At 64.4% G+C, this 15,506-nt stretch carries 17 protein-coding genes; 10 read left to right on the forward strand and 7 right to left on the reverse strand.

Features of this window, described 5'->3' with window-relative positions; genetic code table 11:
- Nucleotides 1-31 precede the first annotated feature (31 nt).
- The 9 genes from Q7T45_RS18095 (at nt 32) to Q7T45_RS18135 (ending at nt 6,495) form a co-directional block, all read left to right on the forward strand.
- A complete protein-coding gene (locus Q7T45_RS18095; protein WP_304872395.1) occupies nt 32-1,201 on the forward strand; it encodes an MFS transporter in 1,170 nt (389 codons plus the stop codon).
- Between the two features lie 79 nt (nt 1,202-1,280).
- A complete protein-coding gene (locus tag Q7T45_RS18100) occupies nt 1,281-1,469 on the forward strand; it encodes a hypothetical protein (protein WP_304872397.1) in 189 nt (62 codons plus the stop codon).
- A gap of 15 nt (nt 1,470-1,484) precedes the next feature.
- Nucleotides 1,485-1,901 (forward strand): RidA family protein, encoded by a 417-nt coding sequence (locus Q7T45_RS18105; RefSeq protein WP_304872398.1) that lies wholly within the window; start codon nt 1,485-1,487, stop codon nt 1,899-1,901.
- Nucleotides 1,902-1,951: 50 nt separating this feature from the next.
- Nucleotides 1,952-2,434, forward strand: a complete 483-nt coding sequence (locus tag Q7T45_RS18110) for a GNAT family N-acetyltransferase (RefSeq protein WP_304872399.1) — start codon at nt 1,952-1,954, stop codon at nt 2,432-2,434.
- Between the two features lie 96 nt (nt 2,435-2,530).
- Nucleotides 2,531-2,905, forward strand: coding sequence for a hypothetical protein (locus Q7T45_RS18115; protein ID WP_304872400.1), 375 nt, complete (start codon nt 2,531-2,533; stop codon nt 2,903-2,905).
- 142 nt (nt 2,906-3,047) lie between these two features.
- A complete protein-coding gene (locus Q7T45_RS18120) occupies nt 3,048-3,398 on the forward strand; it encodes a DUF3147 family protein (protein WP_304872402.1) in 351 nt (116 codons plus the stop codon).
- Between the two features lie 171 nt (nt 3,399-3,569).
- Complete coding sequence (locus Q7T45_RS18125; RefSeq protein ID WP_304872403.1) at nt 3,570-4,388, forward strand: chromate resistance protein ChrB domain-containing protein; 819 nt, start codon at nt 3,570-3,572, stop codon at nt 4,386-4,388.
- Nucleotides 4,385-5,779 carry a chromate efflux transporter gene (gene chrA / locus Q7T45_RS18130; protein ID WP_304872404.1) on the forward strand — a complete coding sequence of 465 codons (1,395 nt, stop codon included), beginning with the start codon at nt 4,385-4,387 and terminating at the stop codon, nt 5,777-5,779. The genes Q7T45_RS18125 and chrA overlap by 4 nt, the downstream gene beginning before the upstream one ends.
- A 77-nt stretch (nt 5,780-5,856) precedes the next feature.
- On the forward strand, nt 5,857-6,495 hold the full coding sequence (locus Q7T45_RS18135) for a DUF6064 family protein (protein ID WP_304872405.1): 639 nt from the start codon (nt 5,857-5,859) through the stop codon (nt 6,493-6,495).
- Between the two features lie 12 nt (nt 6,496-6,507).
- Here the strand turns inward: Q7T45_RS18135 and Q7T45_RS18140 are convergent, their stop codons facing one another.
- The 3 genes from Q7T45_RS18140 to recO all read right to left on the reverse strand — a co-directional run bounded on the left by Q7T45_RS18140 (nt 6,508) and on the right by recO (nt 10,838).
- Nucleotides 6,508-7,437 carry a cation diffusion facilitator family transporter gene (locus tag Q7T45_RS18140; protein WP_304872406.1) on the reverse strand — a complete coding sequence of 310 codons (930 nt, stop codon included), beginning with the start codon at nt 7,435-7,437 and terminating at the stop codon, nt 6,508-6,510.
- A gap of 208 nt (nt 7,438-7,645) precedes the next feature.
- The gene (parC, locus tag Q7T45_RS18145) at nt 7,646-9,898 is read right to left on the reverse strand and encodes a DNA topoisomerase IV subunit A (protein WP_304872407.1); all 2,253 of its coding nucleotides are present in this window, start codon (nt 9,896-9,898) and stop codon (nt 7,646-7,648) included.
- A 187-nt stretch (nt 9,899-10,085) separates the two neighbouring features.
- A complete protein-coding gene (gene recO, locus Q7T45_RS18150) occupies nt 10,086-10,838 on the reverse strand; it encodes a DNA repair protein RecO (protein WP_304872408.1) in 753 nt (250 codons plus the stop codon).
- 292 nt (nt 10,839-11,130) lie between these two features.
- On the opposite strand from recO, the gene Q7T45_RS18155 reads away from it, so the two are divergent.
- Complete coding sequence (locus tag Q7T45_RS18155; RefSeq protein ID WP_304872409.1) at nt 11,131-13,041, forward strand: AI-2E family transporter; 1,911 nt, start codon at nt 11,131-11,133, stop codon at nt 13,039-13,041.
- A 3-nt stretch (nt 13,042-13,044) separates the two neighbouring features.
- Here the strand turns inward: Q7T45_RS18155 and Q7T45_RS18160 are convergent, their stop codons facing one another.
- The 4 genes from Q7T45_RS18160 to lepB all read right to left on the reverse strand — a co-directional run.
- Entirely contained in the window at nt 13,045-13,425 is a 381-nt protein-coding gene (locus Q7T45_RS18160) for a hypothetical protein (RefSeq protein ID WP_304872410.1), read from the reverse strand.
- Between the two features lie 11 nt (nt 13,426-13,436).
- Nucleotides 13,437-14,402 carry a GTPase Era gene (era, locus tag Q7T45_RS18165; protein WP_304872416.1) on the reverse strand — a complete coding sequence of 322 codons (966 nt, stop codon included), beginning with the start codon at nt 14,400-14,402 and terminating at the stop codon, nt 13,437-13,439.
- Complete coding sequence (rnc, locus tag Q7T45_RS18170) at nt 14,395-15,222, reverse strand: ribonuclease III (RefSeq protein WP_304872412.1); 828 nt, start codon at nt 15,220-15,222, stop codon at nt 14,395-14,397. Before rnc ends, era begins: the two co-directional genes overlap by 8 nt.
- The coding region (gene lepB / locus Q7T45_RS18175; protein WP_304872413.1) for a signal peptidase I at nt 15,219-15,506 on the reverse strand (288 nt) is incomplete at its 5' end. The genes rnc and lepB, both read right to left, overlap by 4 nt.

Raw genomic sequence — 15,506 nt, forward strand, 5'->3', positions numbered from 1 at the left:
TTCGCTAGAGGGCCGATCCGTCATCGTCGCGATGTGCCTGGGGCAGCTCGGCAGCCTGCTGCCGCACGTCGTGGTGCCGTCGGTTCTCGCCGCGTTCCTGATACCGGAATGGCAGTTGAGCGGCGCACAGGCCGGCCTGCTGGCGGGCTCCGGCGCTGCCGGCTACATGCTGACCGTGCCGGTGCTGGCGACGCTGACGGACCGGATCGATGCCCGCAAGATCCTGATCGCGGGTTCGGCGGTCAGCGCGCTCGGCACACTGTTGTTCGGACTGTTCGCCACCGGCCTCTGGTCGGGCGCGCTGTTCAACGCGATCGCGGGCATTGGCTTTGCCGGCGCCTATATGCCCGGCCTCAAGGCGCTGACGGACCGTCTCGCATCAGGCGATTCCTCCCGCGCGATTACGTTCTACACCTCCAGCTTCTCGTTCGGCGTCGGCCTGTCCTTCCTGGTCGCGCAACTGGTCGCAGAAAATTTTGGCTGGCGCAGCGCGTTTTACGTGACGGCTCTTGGTCCGATCGCGATGCTGGGGGTCTGCCTGCTGTTGCGACCCGTCGCACCGAAGCCGGCGCAAGGGCGTTTGCTGGATTTCGCGCCGGTGTTCCGCAACATCAGGGCGATGGGGTTCGTGCTCGGCTACGGCGCGCATTGTTTCGAGCTTTACGGCATCCGGACCTGGCTGGTCGCGTTCTGGACTTTCGTCATCGCCAGAAACGGACAAACTTCCATCCTGACACCTGTTGTCGTCAGCGTCGTGTTCTCGCTGCTGGCAATGCCCGCCAGCATTTTCGGCAATGAACTGGCGCTGAAGTTCGGCCGGCATCGCGCCATATCAGCGGTCATGCTGAGCTCCGCTGTCGTGGCGCTGCTGATCGGATGGTTTTCCGACCAGTCGCCCTGGCTGTTGCTGCCCTTGCTGCTGGCCTACGCCATCACGGTGCCGGCCGACTCCGGCGCGTTGACCTCGGGCATGTCGATGGCGGCGCACCCCGACTATCGCGGCGCCACCATGGCGGCGCATTCCACCGTCGGCTTCAGCCTGTCGGCGCTCGGTGCCTGGGGCGTCGGCGTCGCACTCGACCTCGCCGGCGGGCCGCTCAGCGCCACCGCCTGGATGGCCGCGTTCGCGGTTCTGGCGGCCGGCATTCTGCTCGGCCCGGTGGCGCTGTATTGGTCCAGAAGCGCAGCAGTACGGCCATGAACCCCGCGGCAGCGGCAGTGTCCTGACGATCCCGCGATAGTCCCTTCCAATTGCACGCCGTTTCGAGCAAGAACACCGCATGGAAAACGACACCGGCCCGGCAGGAAAGCCCAGAAGTCTCGTGCGGTGGGCAATCACCCCGCCGCAATCCTATGCGGTTTATTTCCTCGCCCTCGTGCTGGTGGCGGGACTGTCGTTTTACGTCGGCTCACTGAAGCCGAAGAAGGCCGTCGGCGGGCCCCCGCCGGTGACCGCTCCAAGCAACTGAAGTTCGGATCATGCCATGACCCGCGACGCCTCAGCTTCGATCGTCCGAATCAACCCGCCCGAACTCGGCACGCCACCCGGCTATTCGCAAGTGGTCGACATCAGCGCCGGCAGGATCATCTTCATATCGGGCCAGACCGCGCTCGACCACGACGGCAATCTGGTGGGCAAAAATGATTTCGCCGCCCAGGCCGAACGGGTGTTCGGCAACCTCGCGGTGGCGCTGCAAGCGCGCGGATGCACGGCCGCCAATCTAGTGAAGCTGACGGTGTTCCTGACCGACATGGACAATCTCGGAGCCTATCGCGAGGCGCGAAACCGGTTCTTCGCGACCGTCGCGCCGCCGGCCGCGCCCGCGGTGACGCTGGTCGAGGTCTCAAAACTGTACGGCCCGGATTTCCTGATCGAGATCGAGGCCATCGCGGCCGCATAAATTTCGCGAATCGATCTAGGCTGGGCGGCCACGCACAATCAGGTGTCCAAATGCCCGATGCCAGGCTCGCCCTAACCGCCGACCTTGCCTCGCTACTCGATCTGTTTCGAGTCTCCGATGTCAGCTCCCCTGCCGAGCCGATCGAACGGGCCGAACAGATCTGGCGGGAAATGCTGTCCGACCCCAGTGTCGCGGTTTTCGTTTCCGCTGATAACGCGCAGATCGTTGCAAGCTGCATGCTGATATCAGCGCCAAATCTGCTGCGGGCCGGTCGGCGGCACGGTTTTCTCGAAAATGTCGTCACCCATCCGGCCTTTCAAGGGCAAGGCCATGGACGCGCCGTGGTCGGCGCCGCCCTCGCGGAAGCATGGACCCGGGACTGTCACCACGTCCTGATGCAGAGCGGCCGGCAAGACCCGCGCGTGCATCGCTTCTATCAGCGTTGCGGCTTCGAGCCGGGACTCAGGGTCGGCTACGTCGCGCGCCGGCCCGCTGGAGAAATGCGGCAGGACGGTAGTCCCTGTACACCATGATTACGGACGCGCCACGCGCAAATTTGAGTTCCGGACGCCGGAACAAATTGCGGCCTGCCGCTTAGTAATCCCAAGCCGTTGCGCTGGAGATTGCCGATGCCAAGAACTGGCTCGAAGGTGCCCTATGGGGCGGATCAGACCGTCTACCTCGTCGTCGACCGCGTGAGTCGGCAGGGCGCCGTGTACTGCGAAATCGAGATCGAGCGGACCGACATCGAAACCATCGTCACCGACCTCCTCGCCGGACAATTTAACGACCCGGTCCGCGTCACCGCCTTCAATACACTCGAACATTGGTCACACGACATCTCCAGGGATATCGCCACCGAAATCCAGACCCGTTGCGACATCGAGGGCACCGCCGTGCCCGGGCATGTCGAAGACTTCGTTCACGATCACACCGGTTCGGTCCCGCAGCACCCGTCGTTTCGCCGGCCCGGTCACTCACCGGCAAGCCGCGCGGCAAGATAATCGGTGCGGCGCTGGCCTGCGGCCAGCGATAGCTGAGCTTCCCCCAGATGCGGAGCGTGTGGCGGCTGGATCGCGCCCCGGTCTGTGGCATCTTGCCTGACGGCATCGCACAGGCATACTTGCCCCGGGAGATGATCATGCCATGGCCTACTTCATCATCAAAATCCTGTTGTCGGGCATCATTATTGCCGCCGTGTCCGAAATTGCGAAGCGCAGCCCGGCCTTCGGTGCGCTGGTCGTTTCCCTGCCGCTGGTGTCGCTGCTGGGGATTCTCTGGCTTTGGCGCGACACCAGGGATATCGAGCGCATTGCCGGTCATGCGGAGGCGACCTTCTGGTATGTGCTGCCGTCGCTCCCCATGTTCCTTGTGATGCCGGCAATGCTTCGCGCGGGCTTGGGGTTTTGGCTTTCGCTGGGTGCAAGCTGCGCACTGACCGTCGTGCTGTATTTCATCACGGCCTGGGCGCTCGCGAAGTTCGGGATCAATTTGTAACCCGCAGCGCTCGCGGCCCGCGAGCGGGCCATATCGGCGATCCACCCGCGGTCCGCGCATTGACAGCCGCCGCCGGTTCGCTTATTTCCGAACCCATGGGGATTTTTGCGATCTCCCCACGAGGCGTCATGCCCAAGTATCGCGTCCCGTATCTCTCACGAGGGCGCAACCATGTCATCCTTCACAACGATATCTGCTGACAAACTTGCTCGCCTGATCGGCACCGCGAGCACACCTGCCTTGATCGACGTCCGCACCGATGAGGATTTTGCCGCCGATCCCAGGCTGATTCCCGGTGCGGTGCGGCGCAAGCATCAGGAGGCCGCCGACTGGGGCGAGGAATTTTCGGGACGTCCGGCCATCGTTGTCTGCCTGCGCGGCCAGAAGCTCGCGGAGGGCACCGCTGCCTGGCTCAGACATGTTCATGTCGAAGCCGAAGCGCTGGAGGGCGGCTTTGAAGGCTGGAAAGCCGCCAAGCTGCCGCTGGTGCCCGCGCAAAAACTGCCGGCGCGCGATTCGAAAGGGCGCACCGTCTGGGTCACCCGCGCGCGGCCGAAGATCGACCGCATCGCCTGCCCCTGGCTGATCCGCCGGTTCGTCGACCCGAACGCGGTGTTTCTGTTCGTGGCGCCGGCCGAGGTGGTCGCGGTCGGCGAGCGCTTCAACGCCATCCCGTTCGATATCGAAAACACGTTCTGGAGCCATCGCGGCGAACTCTGCACCTTCGACGTCATGGTGGAGGAGTTCGGCCTCGCGACCCCGCCCTTGTTGCGGCTGGCGACCATGGTGCGTGCCGCGGATACCGGCAGGCTCGATCTGTCGCCAGAAGCGCCGGGGCTGCTCGCCGCGTCGCTCGGGCTGTCGCGGATGTATGATGACGATCTCGAACAACTCGAGGCGGGCATCGTGCTGTACGATGCCTTCTACCGCTGGTGCCGGGATGCATCGGGCGAAACCCATAACTGGCCCACCAAGAAGGCGACGCCGTGAGCGATATTGCTGCGAATGAGAAGACCACCGGAGCGGATGTCGGCCATGGCATCAGCTTCGGTGAAGCCTTTCGGGTCTGGTTGCGGATCGCCGTCCTGAGTTTCGGCGGTCCGGCCGGGCAGATCGCGGTGATGCATCGCATCCTGGTCGAGGAAAAAAACTGGATTTCCGAAAGCCGGTTTCTGCATGCGCTGAACTACTGCATGCTGTTGCCGGGACCCGAGGCGCAGCAGCTCGCCACCTATATCGGCTGGCTGTTGCATCGCACCGCCGGCGGCATCATGGCCGGCGGCCTGTTCATTCTGCCCGGCATCATCGCCATCATGGGGCTGAGCTACATCTACGCCGCCTTCGGCAAGGTCGGGTTGGTCGAGGCGCTGTTCTTCGGGTTGAAGGCCGCGGTGCTGGCGATCGTGATCCAGGCGGTGGTCCGCGTCGGCAAGCGCGCGCTGCGCAACCGGATCATGATCGCGCTGGCGGCCATCGCCTTCGTCGCGATCTTCTTCTTCAACGTGCCGTTCCCGATCATCATCATCGCCGCCGGCGTGATCGGATTTTTCGGCGCCAGAAGCGGACGAAGCGAATTTGCCGCGGTCGAGCATGGCGGCGGCAAGAACGCCGCGGCGGTCGACAGCATGCTCGGCGACGTCGTCCCCGACCATATCCGCGCCAGCCTTCCCCGCGCGCTGAAAGTCAGCGCGGTCTGGCTGACGCTGTGGCTGGTGCCGGTCGCCGCCCTGCTGATTGCGTTCGGCCAGGCCAATGTGTTCAGCCAGATCGCGCTGTTCTTCAGCAAGATGGCGATGGTGACCTTCGGCGGCGCCTATGCGGTGCTGGCCTATGTCGCGCAGCAGGCGGTCGAGCATTATCACTGGGTGCAGCCGGGCGAGATGCTCGATGGTTTGGGCATGGCCGAGACCACGCCCGGTCCATTGATCATGGTGCTGCAGTTCGTCGGCTTCATGGCCGCCTTTCGCGATCCCGGCACGTTGTCGCCGATGCTGGCCGGCACGTTTGGCGGATTGCTGGCGACCTGGGTCACCTTCACGCCCTGCTTCCTCTGGATCTTTCTCGGCGCGCCCTTTGTCGAGACCTTGCGCGGCAACAAGGGCCTCGCCGGCGCGCTCGGCGCCATCACCGCCGCCGTGGTTGGCGTGATCCTCAATCTGTCGATCTGGTTCGCGCTGCACACCATATTCCGGCAGACCATACCCATACGATCGTTCGGGCTGTCGTTCGACATGCCGGTGTGGTCGAGTGTCGATATCGCCGCACTCGTTCTGGCGATTGCGGCAGCCACCGCGATCTTCCGCTTCAACATGGGAATGCTGACGGTGCTGGCGGGCTCGTGTGCGGCCGGCGTGCTGTTGCGGATGGCGGGGGTGATCTAGCCTCGCAGCACTTGCTGCAGATCAAATGGGTCGTCGCCGGCGCAGCTATCCTGCCGCACATAATCAGGAGCTGCACCATGTTGCCGTTTACGCAGGAGCAATTTCTCGCGGTATTCGTGAGTTACAATCGGGCAATCTGGCCGGTTCAGTTCGGGATGTATCAGCTCGGCGGCCTCGCGGTCGCGCTGCTGTTCTGGAAGCCGAAGGGAGCGGATCGCGTGATAGCCGGCATCCTGGCGGCGATGTGGCTATGGACCGGTATCGCCTATCACGCGCTGTTCTTCTCGCAGATCAACAAGGCGGCGTATCTGTTCGCCGCATTATTCGTGATCCAGGGCGGTTACCTGATCTATGCCGGCGTGTATTGCGGCCGGATCCAATTCGGCGTCCGTTCCGGTTCGGCAAGCTGGGTCGGTATCGCGCTGATCGCCTATGCGGCGATCGTCTATCCCTTGATCAGCATAGCGAGGGGCCACCCTTATCCCGCGATGCCGGTGTTCGGCGTCACACCGTGCCCGGTGACGATCTTCACCTTCGGACTGCTGTTGTTGGCTGCCCCGCCGCTGTCGCGCTGGCTTCTTGTCATTCCCTTTGTCTGGTCGCTGATCGGCGGCAGCGCCGCGATTCTTCTCAACGTACCGCAGGACTGGCTGCTGCTCGCCAGCGGCTTCGTCGCGGTGCCGCTGATCATGTTCGGAAATCGGCGGGCCACCTGAACTCAGCTGCCCCTACACCACTTCCGCCGGCGCCAGTTTGCAGGTATCGGTGCCGGCCTCGATCTGCAGCGTGGCGTGATCGATGCTGAAGCGGTGCGAAAGCTCCGCGCACACGTCATTTAGGAATGAATCGTCGCTGCCGCCCGGCCGCACCAGATGTGCGGTCAGCGCGGTTTCGTTGGTGCTCATGGCCCAGACATGGAGGTCATGCACCTCGGTGACCCCTTCGAGTTGCCCGAGATAATCCCTCACCTCCGCCAACGCGATGCCTCTGGGCACGCCGTCGAGCACGAGATTGACGCTGTCGCGGGCAAGGCCCCAGCTGCTTGCGAGCACGACGGCGGCGATGACGAGGCTGATGGCGGGATCGACCCACAGCCATCCCGTCAGCATGATCGCCAGCGCCGCGACCACCACACCGGCGGAGACGCCGGCGTCCGCCGCCATGTGCAGATAGGCGCCGCGAATATTGAGATCGCCCTCCCGGCCGCGCATGAACAGCAGCGCGGTGGTGCCGTTGATGGCGATGCCGAGCGCGGCCACCCACACGACGGTCCAGCCCGCCACCTCGGCCGGCTGCCTGATCCGGTCGATGGCCTCGACGGCGATGGCGCCGACCGCGATCAGCAACAGGCCGGCATTGGCCAGCGCCGCGAGGATCGAAGCCCGCCGGTAGCCATAGGTATGCCGCTCGGTCGTCCGCCGGCGCGCCAGCCATCCCGCCGCCCACGCCAGCACCAGTGCGATCACATCGGAAAAATTGTGAACCGCATCCGAAATCAACGCCAGCGAATTGGCGGCATACCCGAACACCAGCTCGGCCGCGACGAAGGCGGTATTGAGCGCAATGCCGACGGCGAACGCGAAGCCGAAATTATCCGGCGCGTGGCTGTGGCCGGCATGGCCGTGCGCGTGGTCGTGATGATCGTGGTGGTGGGCCATAGCGGCGTGACAATCGTTGCGCGGCCGTTTGTTCGGCCGCCTGCGATTATAGCGCGCGCGAAATGGCGAATACTATTACGGCATTTCGTCGTCCCTGCGAACGCAGGGACCCATAGCCACAGGCCATGGTGTTGTGCACGGTGTTAGACATTCCGCCTTGAACGAGAGGACAACGCGGTATGGGTCCCTGCGTTCGCAGGGACGACAATCACTCCACGCCCTTGCCGAACTTGTTCGACTTCGGCAGCCCATGCGCCAGCCGGCCGGCATCGGCGCGGTTGCCGCGCCAGTCGGTCAGTTCCTTCCAGCTCATGCTCTGGTCGCGCCCGGCCGAATCCTTCCAGGTCAGGCCGGCCTTGGCTTCGAAGGTGGCGACATCCGACAGCGACGCGCTGGTGTATTTCTGCAGCCGCACGCCGCGGCCGCGCGCCATTTCCGGCACCTGGTCGAGCGGGAACACCACCATCTTGTGATTGGTGCCGATCACGGCGACGGTGTCGCCGCTGACGGTCGCGATCGCGCAGGCTTCGTTCGGCATTTCGACGTTCAGCACCTGCTTGCCCTTGCGGGTGTTGCCGACGCAATCGTCCTCGTTCACGACAAAGCCCTGGCCTTCGAGGCTGGCGATCAGGAACTTGCGGCCGCCCTTGTTGACGAACAGCGAGACGATCGCGGTCTCCTGCTCCATGTCGATGAACATCCGGATCGGCTCGCCATGGCCGCGTCCGCCCGGCAGTTTTGCCACATCGAGCGAATAGAACCGGCCGTTGGTGGCGAGCAGCAGCAGCTTTGACGTGGTCTCGGCGAAGAACGCCTTGTCGAGCTTGTCGTCGGTCTTGAAGGTCAGGGTCGACAGATCGGCGACATGGCCCTTCAGCGTGCGCACCCAGCCCTTTTCGGAAACGACGACCGTGACCGGCTCGCGCTCGACGAAGGCTTCCTCGATCGCGGCGAGGTCATGCTCGGGCGCGTCGGCGAACATGGTACGGCGCTTGCCGAGCGGCGTCTTCGGCCCAAAGATGTCGCGAACTTTCCGCACCTGCTCGCCGATCTTCGACCACTGCTCGGCCTCCGAGCCCAGCAGGCCCTTGATGCCCTTCAACTCGGCACGCAGGTTCTTGTCCTCGGTGCGGATCTCGAACTCCTCGAGCTTGCGCAGACTGCGCAGCCGCATGTTGAGGATGGCCTCGGCCTGGATCTCCGTCAGCTTGAACGCCTTGATCAGCTCCGGCTTCGGCTCATCCTCGGTCCGGATGATCTTGATCACCTTGTCGATGTTGAGATAGGCGATCAGGTAGCCGCCGAGCACTTCCAGCCGGTGCTCGATCTGCACTTTCCGATAGTTGGAGCGGCGCAGCAGCACGTCGCGCAGATGGTCGAGCCATTCGCGCAGGCATTCGGCGAGGCCAAGCACCTTGGGGATGCGGCCCTTTACCAAGACGTTGAGGTTCAGCGGAATCCGGCTTTCCAGCTCGGTCAGCTTGAACAGCGATTCCATCAGCAGTTCCGGATCGACGGCGCGGGATTTCGGTTCGATCACGAGACGGATGTCTTCGGCGGATTCGTCGCGGACGTCACCGACCAGCGGCAACTTCTTCTCGTTGAGCAGTTCGGCGATCTTTTCCACCAGCCGGGACTTCTGCACCAGCCAGGGGATTTCCGTGATCACCACCACCCAGGTGCCGCGCGCGCCCTCTTCCTGCACCCATTTGGCGCGGGTGCGGAACGAGCCGCGCCCGGTCATGTAGGCTTCGGCGATGCTCTCCTTGGAATCGACGATGATGCCGCCGGTCGGGAAATCAGGACCCTTGACCCATTTCAGCAGCGTCTTCGATTTGGCGTCGGGCTTGTCGATCAGATGCAGCGCGGCGTCGCACAGCTCGGCCACGTTGTGCGGCGGGATCGAGGTCGCCATGCCGACCGCGATGCCCTGCGCGCCGTTGGCGAGCAGGTTCGGGAAGCCGCCGGGCAGCACGATCGGCTCTTTGCTCTGGCCGTCGTAATTGGCGCGGAATTCGACGCCGTCCTCGTCGATGCCTTCGAGCAGGAGCCGCGCGACCTCGGTCATGCGTGCTTCGGTGTAGCGATAGGCCGCCGGATTATCGCCGTCGATATTGCCGAAATTGCCCTGGCCGTCGACCAGCGGATAGCGCGAGGAGAAATCCTGCGCCAGCCGCACCAGCGCGTCGTAGATCGACTGGTCGCCATGCGGATGGAACGAGCCCATCACGTCGCCGACGATTTTGGCCGATTTCTTGAACGGCGTGCCCGGGTCGAGCCGCAGCAGCCGCATGCCATAGAGGATGCGCCGGTGCACCGGTTTCAGGCCGTCGCGGGCGTCTGGCAGCGCACGGTGCATGATGGTCGAGAGCGCATAAGCGAGGTAGCGCTCCTCGAGCGCATCGCGCAGCATGACCTCGTGGATCTCAGCCGGTTCAGGCGGAATCAGTCGTTTTCCCATGGGGACGGGTTAAACTTTCGGGGTGAACCGGGCAAGTCGCGAATCAGTAAAACTGTCGTCCCTGCGAACGCAGGGACCCATAACCACAGGCGTTCATGGAGAAAACGGCCAAGGCCACAGCTCCTATCGATAGGCCGCGGCGTATGGGTCCCTGCGTTCGCAGGGACGACCCGTTGAGGGACCATGCTCATACCGCCGAACTGACCCTCGCCCGGTGCTTCGTCACCGCATTGATGAACCCGTCGCGGGCATCCGAATGGCCCTGCCCGCGCGGCTCCAGCACGTGGCGTAGCAGGAACCGTCCGGTGAGCAAGAAACCGTCCTGCAGGTCCTGGTCGGACCAGCCATTCGCCCCGCCGCCGCCCTCGCGCAAAAACGACGGCAGGCGCAGCAGCCGGTCGCGCCAGGGATCGCCGGCCCGCCGCGACACCGCACCGCCGGACTTCGGCGAGACGTAGATCAGGTCCGAGGTCTCGCCGGTCGCGGCGCAGTTTTCCAGGTCGAGGCCGAAGCCGAGTTCGGTGAGCATGGCGAGCTCGAACTTTATCAATTGAATGGCGGCTTCGCCGATGTCGTCGAAATCATCCAGCGTGCGTTCCAGCATCTCGTAAATGTCTTCATGCGGATCGCGCTCCGGCAACAGCCGCGCCAGCGAGGCCAGGTGGGTCACGCCATAGGTCGCATGCGACGACGCCAGCACCGTGGCCGCGCGCAGCCGCGTGCCCTCGAGGACGTAATAGCCGAGATGCTCGTCGAGTCGCGCCCGCCACACCGCGCGCACGCTGTTGCCGGGCTGCAGCATCGGGCGCATCCGCTTGCCGGCGCCGCCGCGCACCAGGCCGAGGTGGCGGCCGTGGCCGCGCGTCAAAAGCTCGACAATGGCGGAGGATTCGCCATGCCGCCGCACCCCCAGCACGATGCCTTCGTCGGTCCATTCCATGGGATGAAGCTTACAGGATTCCGGTGCCGGGCGCAGCCATCTCCGCGTTCCCCCGACGCTGCGCAGCACGAAGTGATGCGCTGCTGAGCCGGGGTCCAAGGCTTGGCGCGAAAAAGTTGGGTCCCGGCTCTGCGGAGCAGCGTGAAGGACGCTGCACCGCGTCCGGGACACGAGACCGCGAACACCGAACCCGGCACGGAACATTCACCCCCTCCATCCGTTGTGACCGCTCTTCCCCCGGCCACGGCCTGACTTGACGGAGGTCTGCATGGATCTCCGCGGATTTCTTCTATTGGCAGAAACTGTTCCCCCGATCGAACTGCACCGGCCCAAGGGCACCGCGCTGATCAATCTCGCGGTCGCAGGCCTGATCGTCACCGGGCTGTACTTCGCCCGCGAAATCCTGGTTCCGGTCGCGCTCGCGGTGCTCTTCAGTTTCGTGCTCGCACCGTTCGTGATCCGGCTGCAGTCCTGGCGGGTGCCGCGCCGGCTGGCGGTGCTGCTCGCGGTATTCGTCGGTTTCTCGATCATCTTCAGCCTCGGCGGCCTGATGGTTTCGCAGGCCAACCGGCTGGCCGAGGAATTGCCAGGTTACCAGCAGACGCTGCGTGAGAAGATCGAGAACCTGCGCGGCGTCGCCGCCGGCGGCTCCAGCACGCTGGAGCGAGCGTCAAAGGTGCTGCGGGAACTGGACAGCGAGTTGCACAATCCCGCCCGCGGGCAGGTCATCGATGGCCTGCGCCGGCAGCCACAGGACAGGCCGATCCCGGTGGAGATCAGGCAGCCCGATCCCGGCACGCTGACGACTTTGGTCGCCATCATCCAGCCGCTGATCCAGCCTTTGACCACGACCGGCATCGTCATCATCTTCGTGATCTTCATCCTGATGCAGCGGCAGGATCTGCGAAACCGGTTCATCCGGCTGGCCGGATCGCAGGACATGCAGCGCACCACGGCCGCCCTCGACGACGCCGGACAGCGGCTGAGCCGGCTGTTCCTGAACCAGATCATCGTCAATGCCTCGTTCGGCCTCCTGATCGGAATCGGCCTGCAGCTGATCGGCGTGCCCAGTGCGCCGCTGTGGGGCCTGATCGCCATGATCCTGCGGTTCGTGCCCTATGTCGGCACGCCGATATCGGCGGTGTTTCCCCTGATCCTGGCCGCGGCGGTCGGCTCCGGTTGGGAAATGCTGCTGATGACGGTGGCGCTGTTCGCGACGCTGCAGGTGTTTGCCGCGCAGGTGGTGGAGCCCCAGGTGTACGGACGCAGCTCCGGCCTCTCGCCGGTCGCCATCGTGCTTTCGGCGTCGTTCTGGACCTGGTTGTGGGGCCCGATCGGGCTGGTGCTGGCGACGCCCCTCACCGTCTGCCTCGTGGTGGTCGGCCGCCATGTCGACCGCCTGCAGTTTCTCGATGTCCTGCTCGGCAACGAGCCGGCGCTGACGCCGCCGCAACTGGTCTACCAGCGGATGCTGGCCGGCGACCCGATCGAGGCGTCGCAGCAGGCGCAGGACTTCCTCGCCGACGCCTCGCTGGAGAACTATTACGACACCATCATGCTGCACGGACTGCGTCTCGCCGAAGCCGATGCGCGTCTCGGCCGGCTCGACCGCGAGCGGATGGAGCGCGTGCTCGCCACCGTGCACGAAGTGGTCGACGATCTCGAAGCCCATGAAGACCGCACGGAGGTCGAAGCCGAACAGGTCGAGAGCAGCCCGCTGGCGCGCCTGGACATTGAGCTGGAATTGCCGACCAGCGTGCCGGAACGATGGCAGCAACCGGGCGCGGTGCTATGCCTTCCCGGTTCAGGCAAAATCGATGAAGCCGCCGCCGTCATCCTTGCGCAGATCATGAACCGCCGGGGGATCGGCGCCGCCGCCGAGAAAGCCGACGCGTTATCGATGTCGCGCTTTTTCTCGCTCGATTTGTCGTCGGCCGCCGCTCTCTGCATCTGCTACGTCGGCAAGCCGTCGGATGCGATGATTCAGTACACCGTCCGGAGGCTGAGCAAGAAGAGCAAGGGCGGTCGCATCATCATCGCGCTGCTCGGCAGCGAGAGCGACGCGGTGACGCCGGGAACGCGCGATATCACGACGGTGGTCGGCCATTTCAGCGATGTCGCGGACCAGATCGTCGAGACCGCCGCCAGAACCGCCCGCGCCATGGAAGCCTCTCCCGAGGCCGGCAAGGCCGCCGTCGACTGAAGACTACGCGTTGAACCAGTCCTTGGCGTCGCCGGTGAAGGAAAAGAACAGGCCGGCCGCCGTCAGCGCGCACGAAACGATCTCGACAGCGCTGTCGAACTCCAGACCCTTTGCACCGATGACCTGCACCAGCGTCATCGCGGAAAGCACCAAGGCGGCTGACAGCACCCAGCGCGGCCAGTTCTTGCGCTGCCGTGCGGCGAGCCGGACGAAGTAGACCAGCAGCAGCAGCAGCCCGGCCGCGAACAGGCTCTCCATCATGATCATCGATTCCGTCATCTTCGCGGTCGGCGTACGGTCGCGGAACGCAACCGAGAGCGCGTCGAGCATCAGCGACAGATAGAGCAGCACCTCAAACCACAATACGTTTCTCGGTACGGTCATCGCGACGCCTGCTATTCCTTCGGGAATTCGAGGCCCATTTCGCGGTAGCGGTTGGGATCGTCGCCCCAGTTTTCGCGCACCTTGACGAACAGGAACAGGTGCACGGGCACGCCGACGATCTCGGCGATCTCCTTGCGCGAATCCGCGCCGATCGACTTGATGGTGGCGCCGCCCTTGCCGAGCACAATCTTGCGCTGGCTTTCGCGCTCGACGAAAATCGTCTGCTCGATGCGGATCGATTTGTCCTTGCGCTCGGTCCAGCTGTCGGTCTCGACGGTGGATTGATACGGCAGCTCCTGGTGCAGCTGACGAAAAATCTTCTCGCGGGTGATTTCCGCCGCCAGATGCCGCATCGGCGCATCCGACATCTGGTCTTCCGGATAATGATACGGCCCCGGCGGCACCATCGCGGCCAGGGTGTGGCGCAGATCCTCGACGCCGTCGCCGGTCATGGCGGACACCATGAAGGTCTCGGCAAATTTCAGCCGCTCGTTGGCGGCCTGCGCCAGCTTCAGCAACTTTTCCTTGTCGACGATATCGACCTTGTTGATGACCAGCAGTTTGGGATGATTGACCGTCGCCACCTTGGCGAAGATCGACTCGGCCTCCTCGTCGATCCCCTCGCGGGCGTCGAGCAGCACGCAGACGAGGTCGGCGTCATGCGCCCCGCTCCAGGCGGTCGACACCATGGCGCGGTCGAGCCTTCGCTTCGGCATGAAGATGCCGGGCGTATCGACCAGGATGATCTGCGCATTGTTGTCGATCACGATGCCGCGAATCAGCGCCCGCGTGGTCTGCACCTTGCGCGAGACGATGGTGACCTTGGAGCCGACCAGCGCATTGACCAGCGTGGACTTGCCGACATTGGGGGCGCCGATCAACGCGACGAAGCCGCAGCGTGTCGCCGCCGGCGGCGCAACTTCGTCCTCGATGCCGCCTTCAGTATCGTTGTCGACGTGTTTTTGGGGTTCAACCATCATTGTTACCGCCACCGACACTTTCGACGCCTTCACGTTCTATCATTACGGATGCCGCGACCTTCTCGGCCGCGCGCTTGCTGCCGCCGACGCCTTCGGCCGACTCGAGGCCGGGCAGATCCACCGCGACCCGGAACTGGGGATCGTGATGCGGCCCGGTGCGCTCGACCTCGCGATAAACCGGCGTCGGCAGTCCCTTGCCCTGCGCCCATTCCTGCAGCACCGTCTTGGGATCGCGCAGCGGCCGGCGCGGCTTGCGCATCCGCTCCACCCAGTTGCGCTCGACGAATTGCGCCGCCGCGGTGTAGCCGCCGTCGAGAAAGATCGCGCCGATCACCGCTTCGCAGATGTCGCCGAGCACCGATTTGCGCAAACGCGCGCCGGCGCCGGCGCCGACCGCGCCGAGCTTGATGTCGTCGATCAGTCCGAGCGATTTGGCGACATCGGCGCAACTTTCCTTGCGCACGAGATCGGCCAGCCGCTTCGACAGCTCGCCCTCGTTGGCACTGGGAAAGGCGCGATACAGCATGTCGGAGACCACGAGCCCGAGCACGTGATCGCCGAGAAATTCGAGACGCTGATAGCTGTCACCGCGCTTGCGCGAGGATTTCAGCGCCGAGACGTGGGTGAAGGCGGTCGCCAGCAGCTCGGCATCGGCAAATTTATGCCCGATCCGCGCCTCGATTGCCGCGGTCGCGGCCTTGGCGCTGACCTTGCTGCGCTTCTTCTTCACCGCCGCGGGTTCGCTCCCGGCATCAGGCTGAACGCGTGCTTCGTCCGGCGCGGAGGAGGTCTGGAGATCGGGCGATTCGTCGTTCATCGCACGATTGAGAAGATACGGTTCCAGCGCACCGCGGTCGGCCAGCGCCAGAACATCCAGGCGTGCTCGCCCTCGGCAATGGAGAAGAAGATCATCTGGGCCCGGCCGACGATATTCTCGAACGGCACGTAGCCCACCGCCGACAACACCCGGCTGTCGGTGGAGTTGTCGCGGTTGTCGCCCATCATGAACAGGTGGCCGGCCGGCACGGTATAGACCGTGGTGTTGTCGTAAAACCCGTTGTCGACGCAGTCCAGCGACTCATAGGTGACGCCGTTCGGCAG

The sequence above is a fragment of the Bradyrhizobium sp. genome (assembly GCF_030646015.1).
Classification (GTDB): Bacteria; Pseudomonadota; Alphaproteobacteria; order Rhizobiales; family Xanthobacteraceae; genus Bradyrhizobium.

Bases quoted from the DNA above. Each gene is read 5' to 3' on its own strand.
- Q7T45_RS18095 (WP_304872395.1), top strand. From the start codon at position 32: ATGTGCCTGGGGCAGCTCGGCAGCCTGCTGCCGCACGTCGTGGTGCCG.
- Q7T45_RS18100 (WP_304872397.1), top strand. From the start codon at position 1,281: ATGGAAAACGACACCGGCCCGGCAGGAAAGCCCAGAAGTCTCGTGCGG.
- Q7T45_RS18105 (WP_304872398.1), top strand. From the start codon at position 1,485: ATGACCCGCGACGCCTCAGCTTCGATCGTCCGAATCAACCCGCCCGAA.
- Q7T45_RS18110 (WP_304872399.1), top strand. From the start codon at position 1,952: ATGCCCGATGCCAGGCTCGCCCTAACCGCCGACCTTGCCTCGCTACTC.
- Q7T45_RS18115 (WP_304872400.1), top strand. From the start codon at position 2,531: ATGCCAAGAACTGGCTCGAAGGTGCCCTATGGGGCGGATCAGACCGTC.
- Q7T45_RS18120 (WP_304872402.1), top strand. From the start codon at position 3,048: ATGGCCTACTTCATCATCAAAATCCTGTTGTCGGGCATCATTATTGCC.
- Q7T45_RS18125 (WP_304872403.1), top strand. From the start codon at position 3,570: ATGTCATCCTTCACAACGATATCTGCTGACAAACTTGCTCGCCTGATC.
- Q7T45_RS18135 (WP_304872405.1), top strand. From the start codon at position 5,857: ATGTTGCCGTTTACGCAGGAGCAATTTCTCGCGGTATTCGTGAGTTAC.
- Q7T45_RS18140 (WP_304872406.1), bottom strand. From the start codon at position 7,437: ATGGCCCACCACCACGATCATCACGACCACGCGCACGGCCATGCCGGC.
- parC (WP_304872407.1), bottom strand. From the start codon at position 9,898: ATGGGAAAACGACTGATTCCGCCTGAACCGGCTGAGATCCACGAGGTC.
- recO (WP_304872408.1), bottom strand. From the start codon at position 10,838: ATGGAATGGACCGACGAAGGCATCGTGCTGGGGGTGCGGCGGCATGGC.
- Q7T45_RS18160 (WP_304872410.1), bottom strand. From the start codon at position 13,425: ATGACCGTACCGAGAAACGTATTGTGGTTTGAGGTGCTGCTCTATCTG.
- era (WP_304872416.1), bottom strand. From the start codon at position 14,402: ATGGTTGAACCCCAAAAACACGTCGACAACGATACTGAAGGCGGCATC.
- rnc (WP_304872412.1), bottom strand. From the start codon at position 15,222: ATGAACGACGAATCGCCCGATCTCCAGACCTCCTCCGCGCCGGACGAA.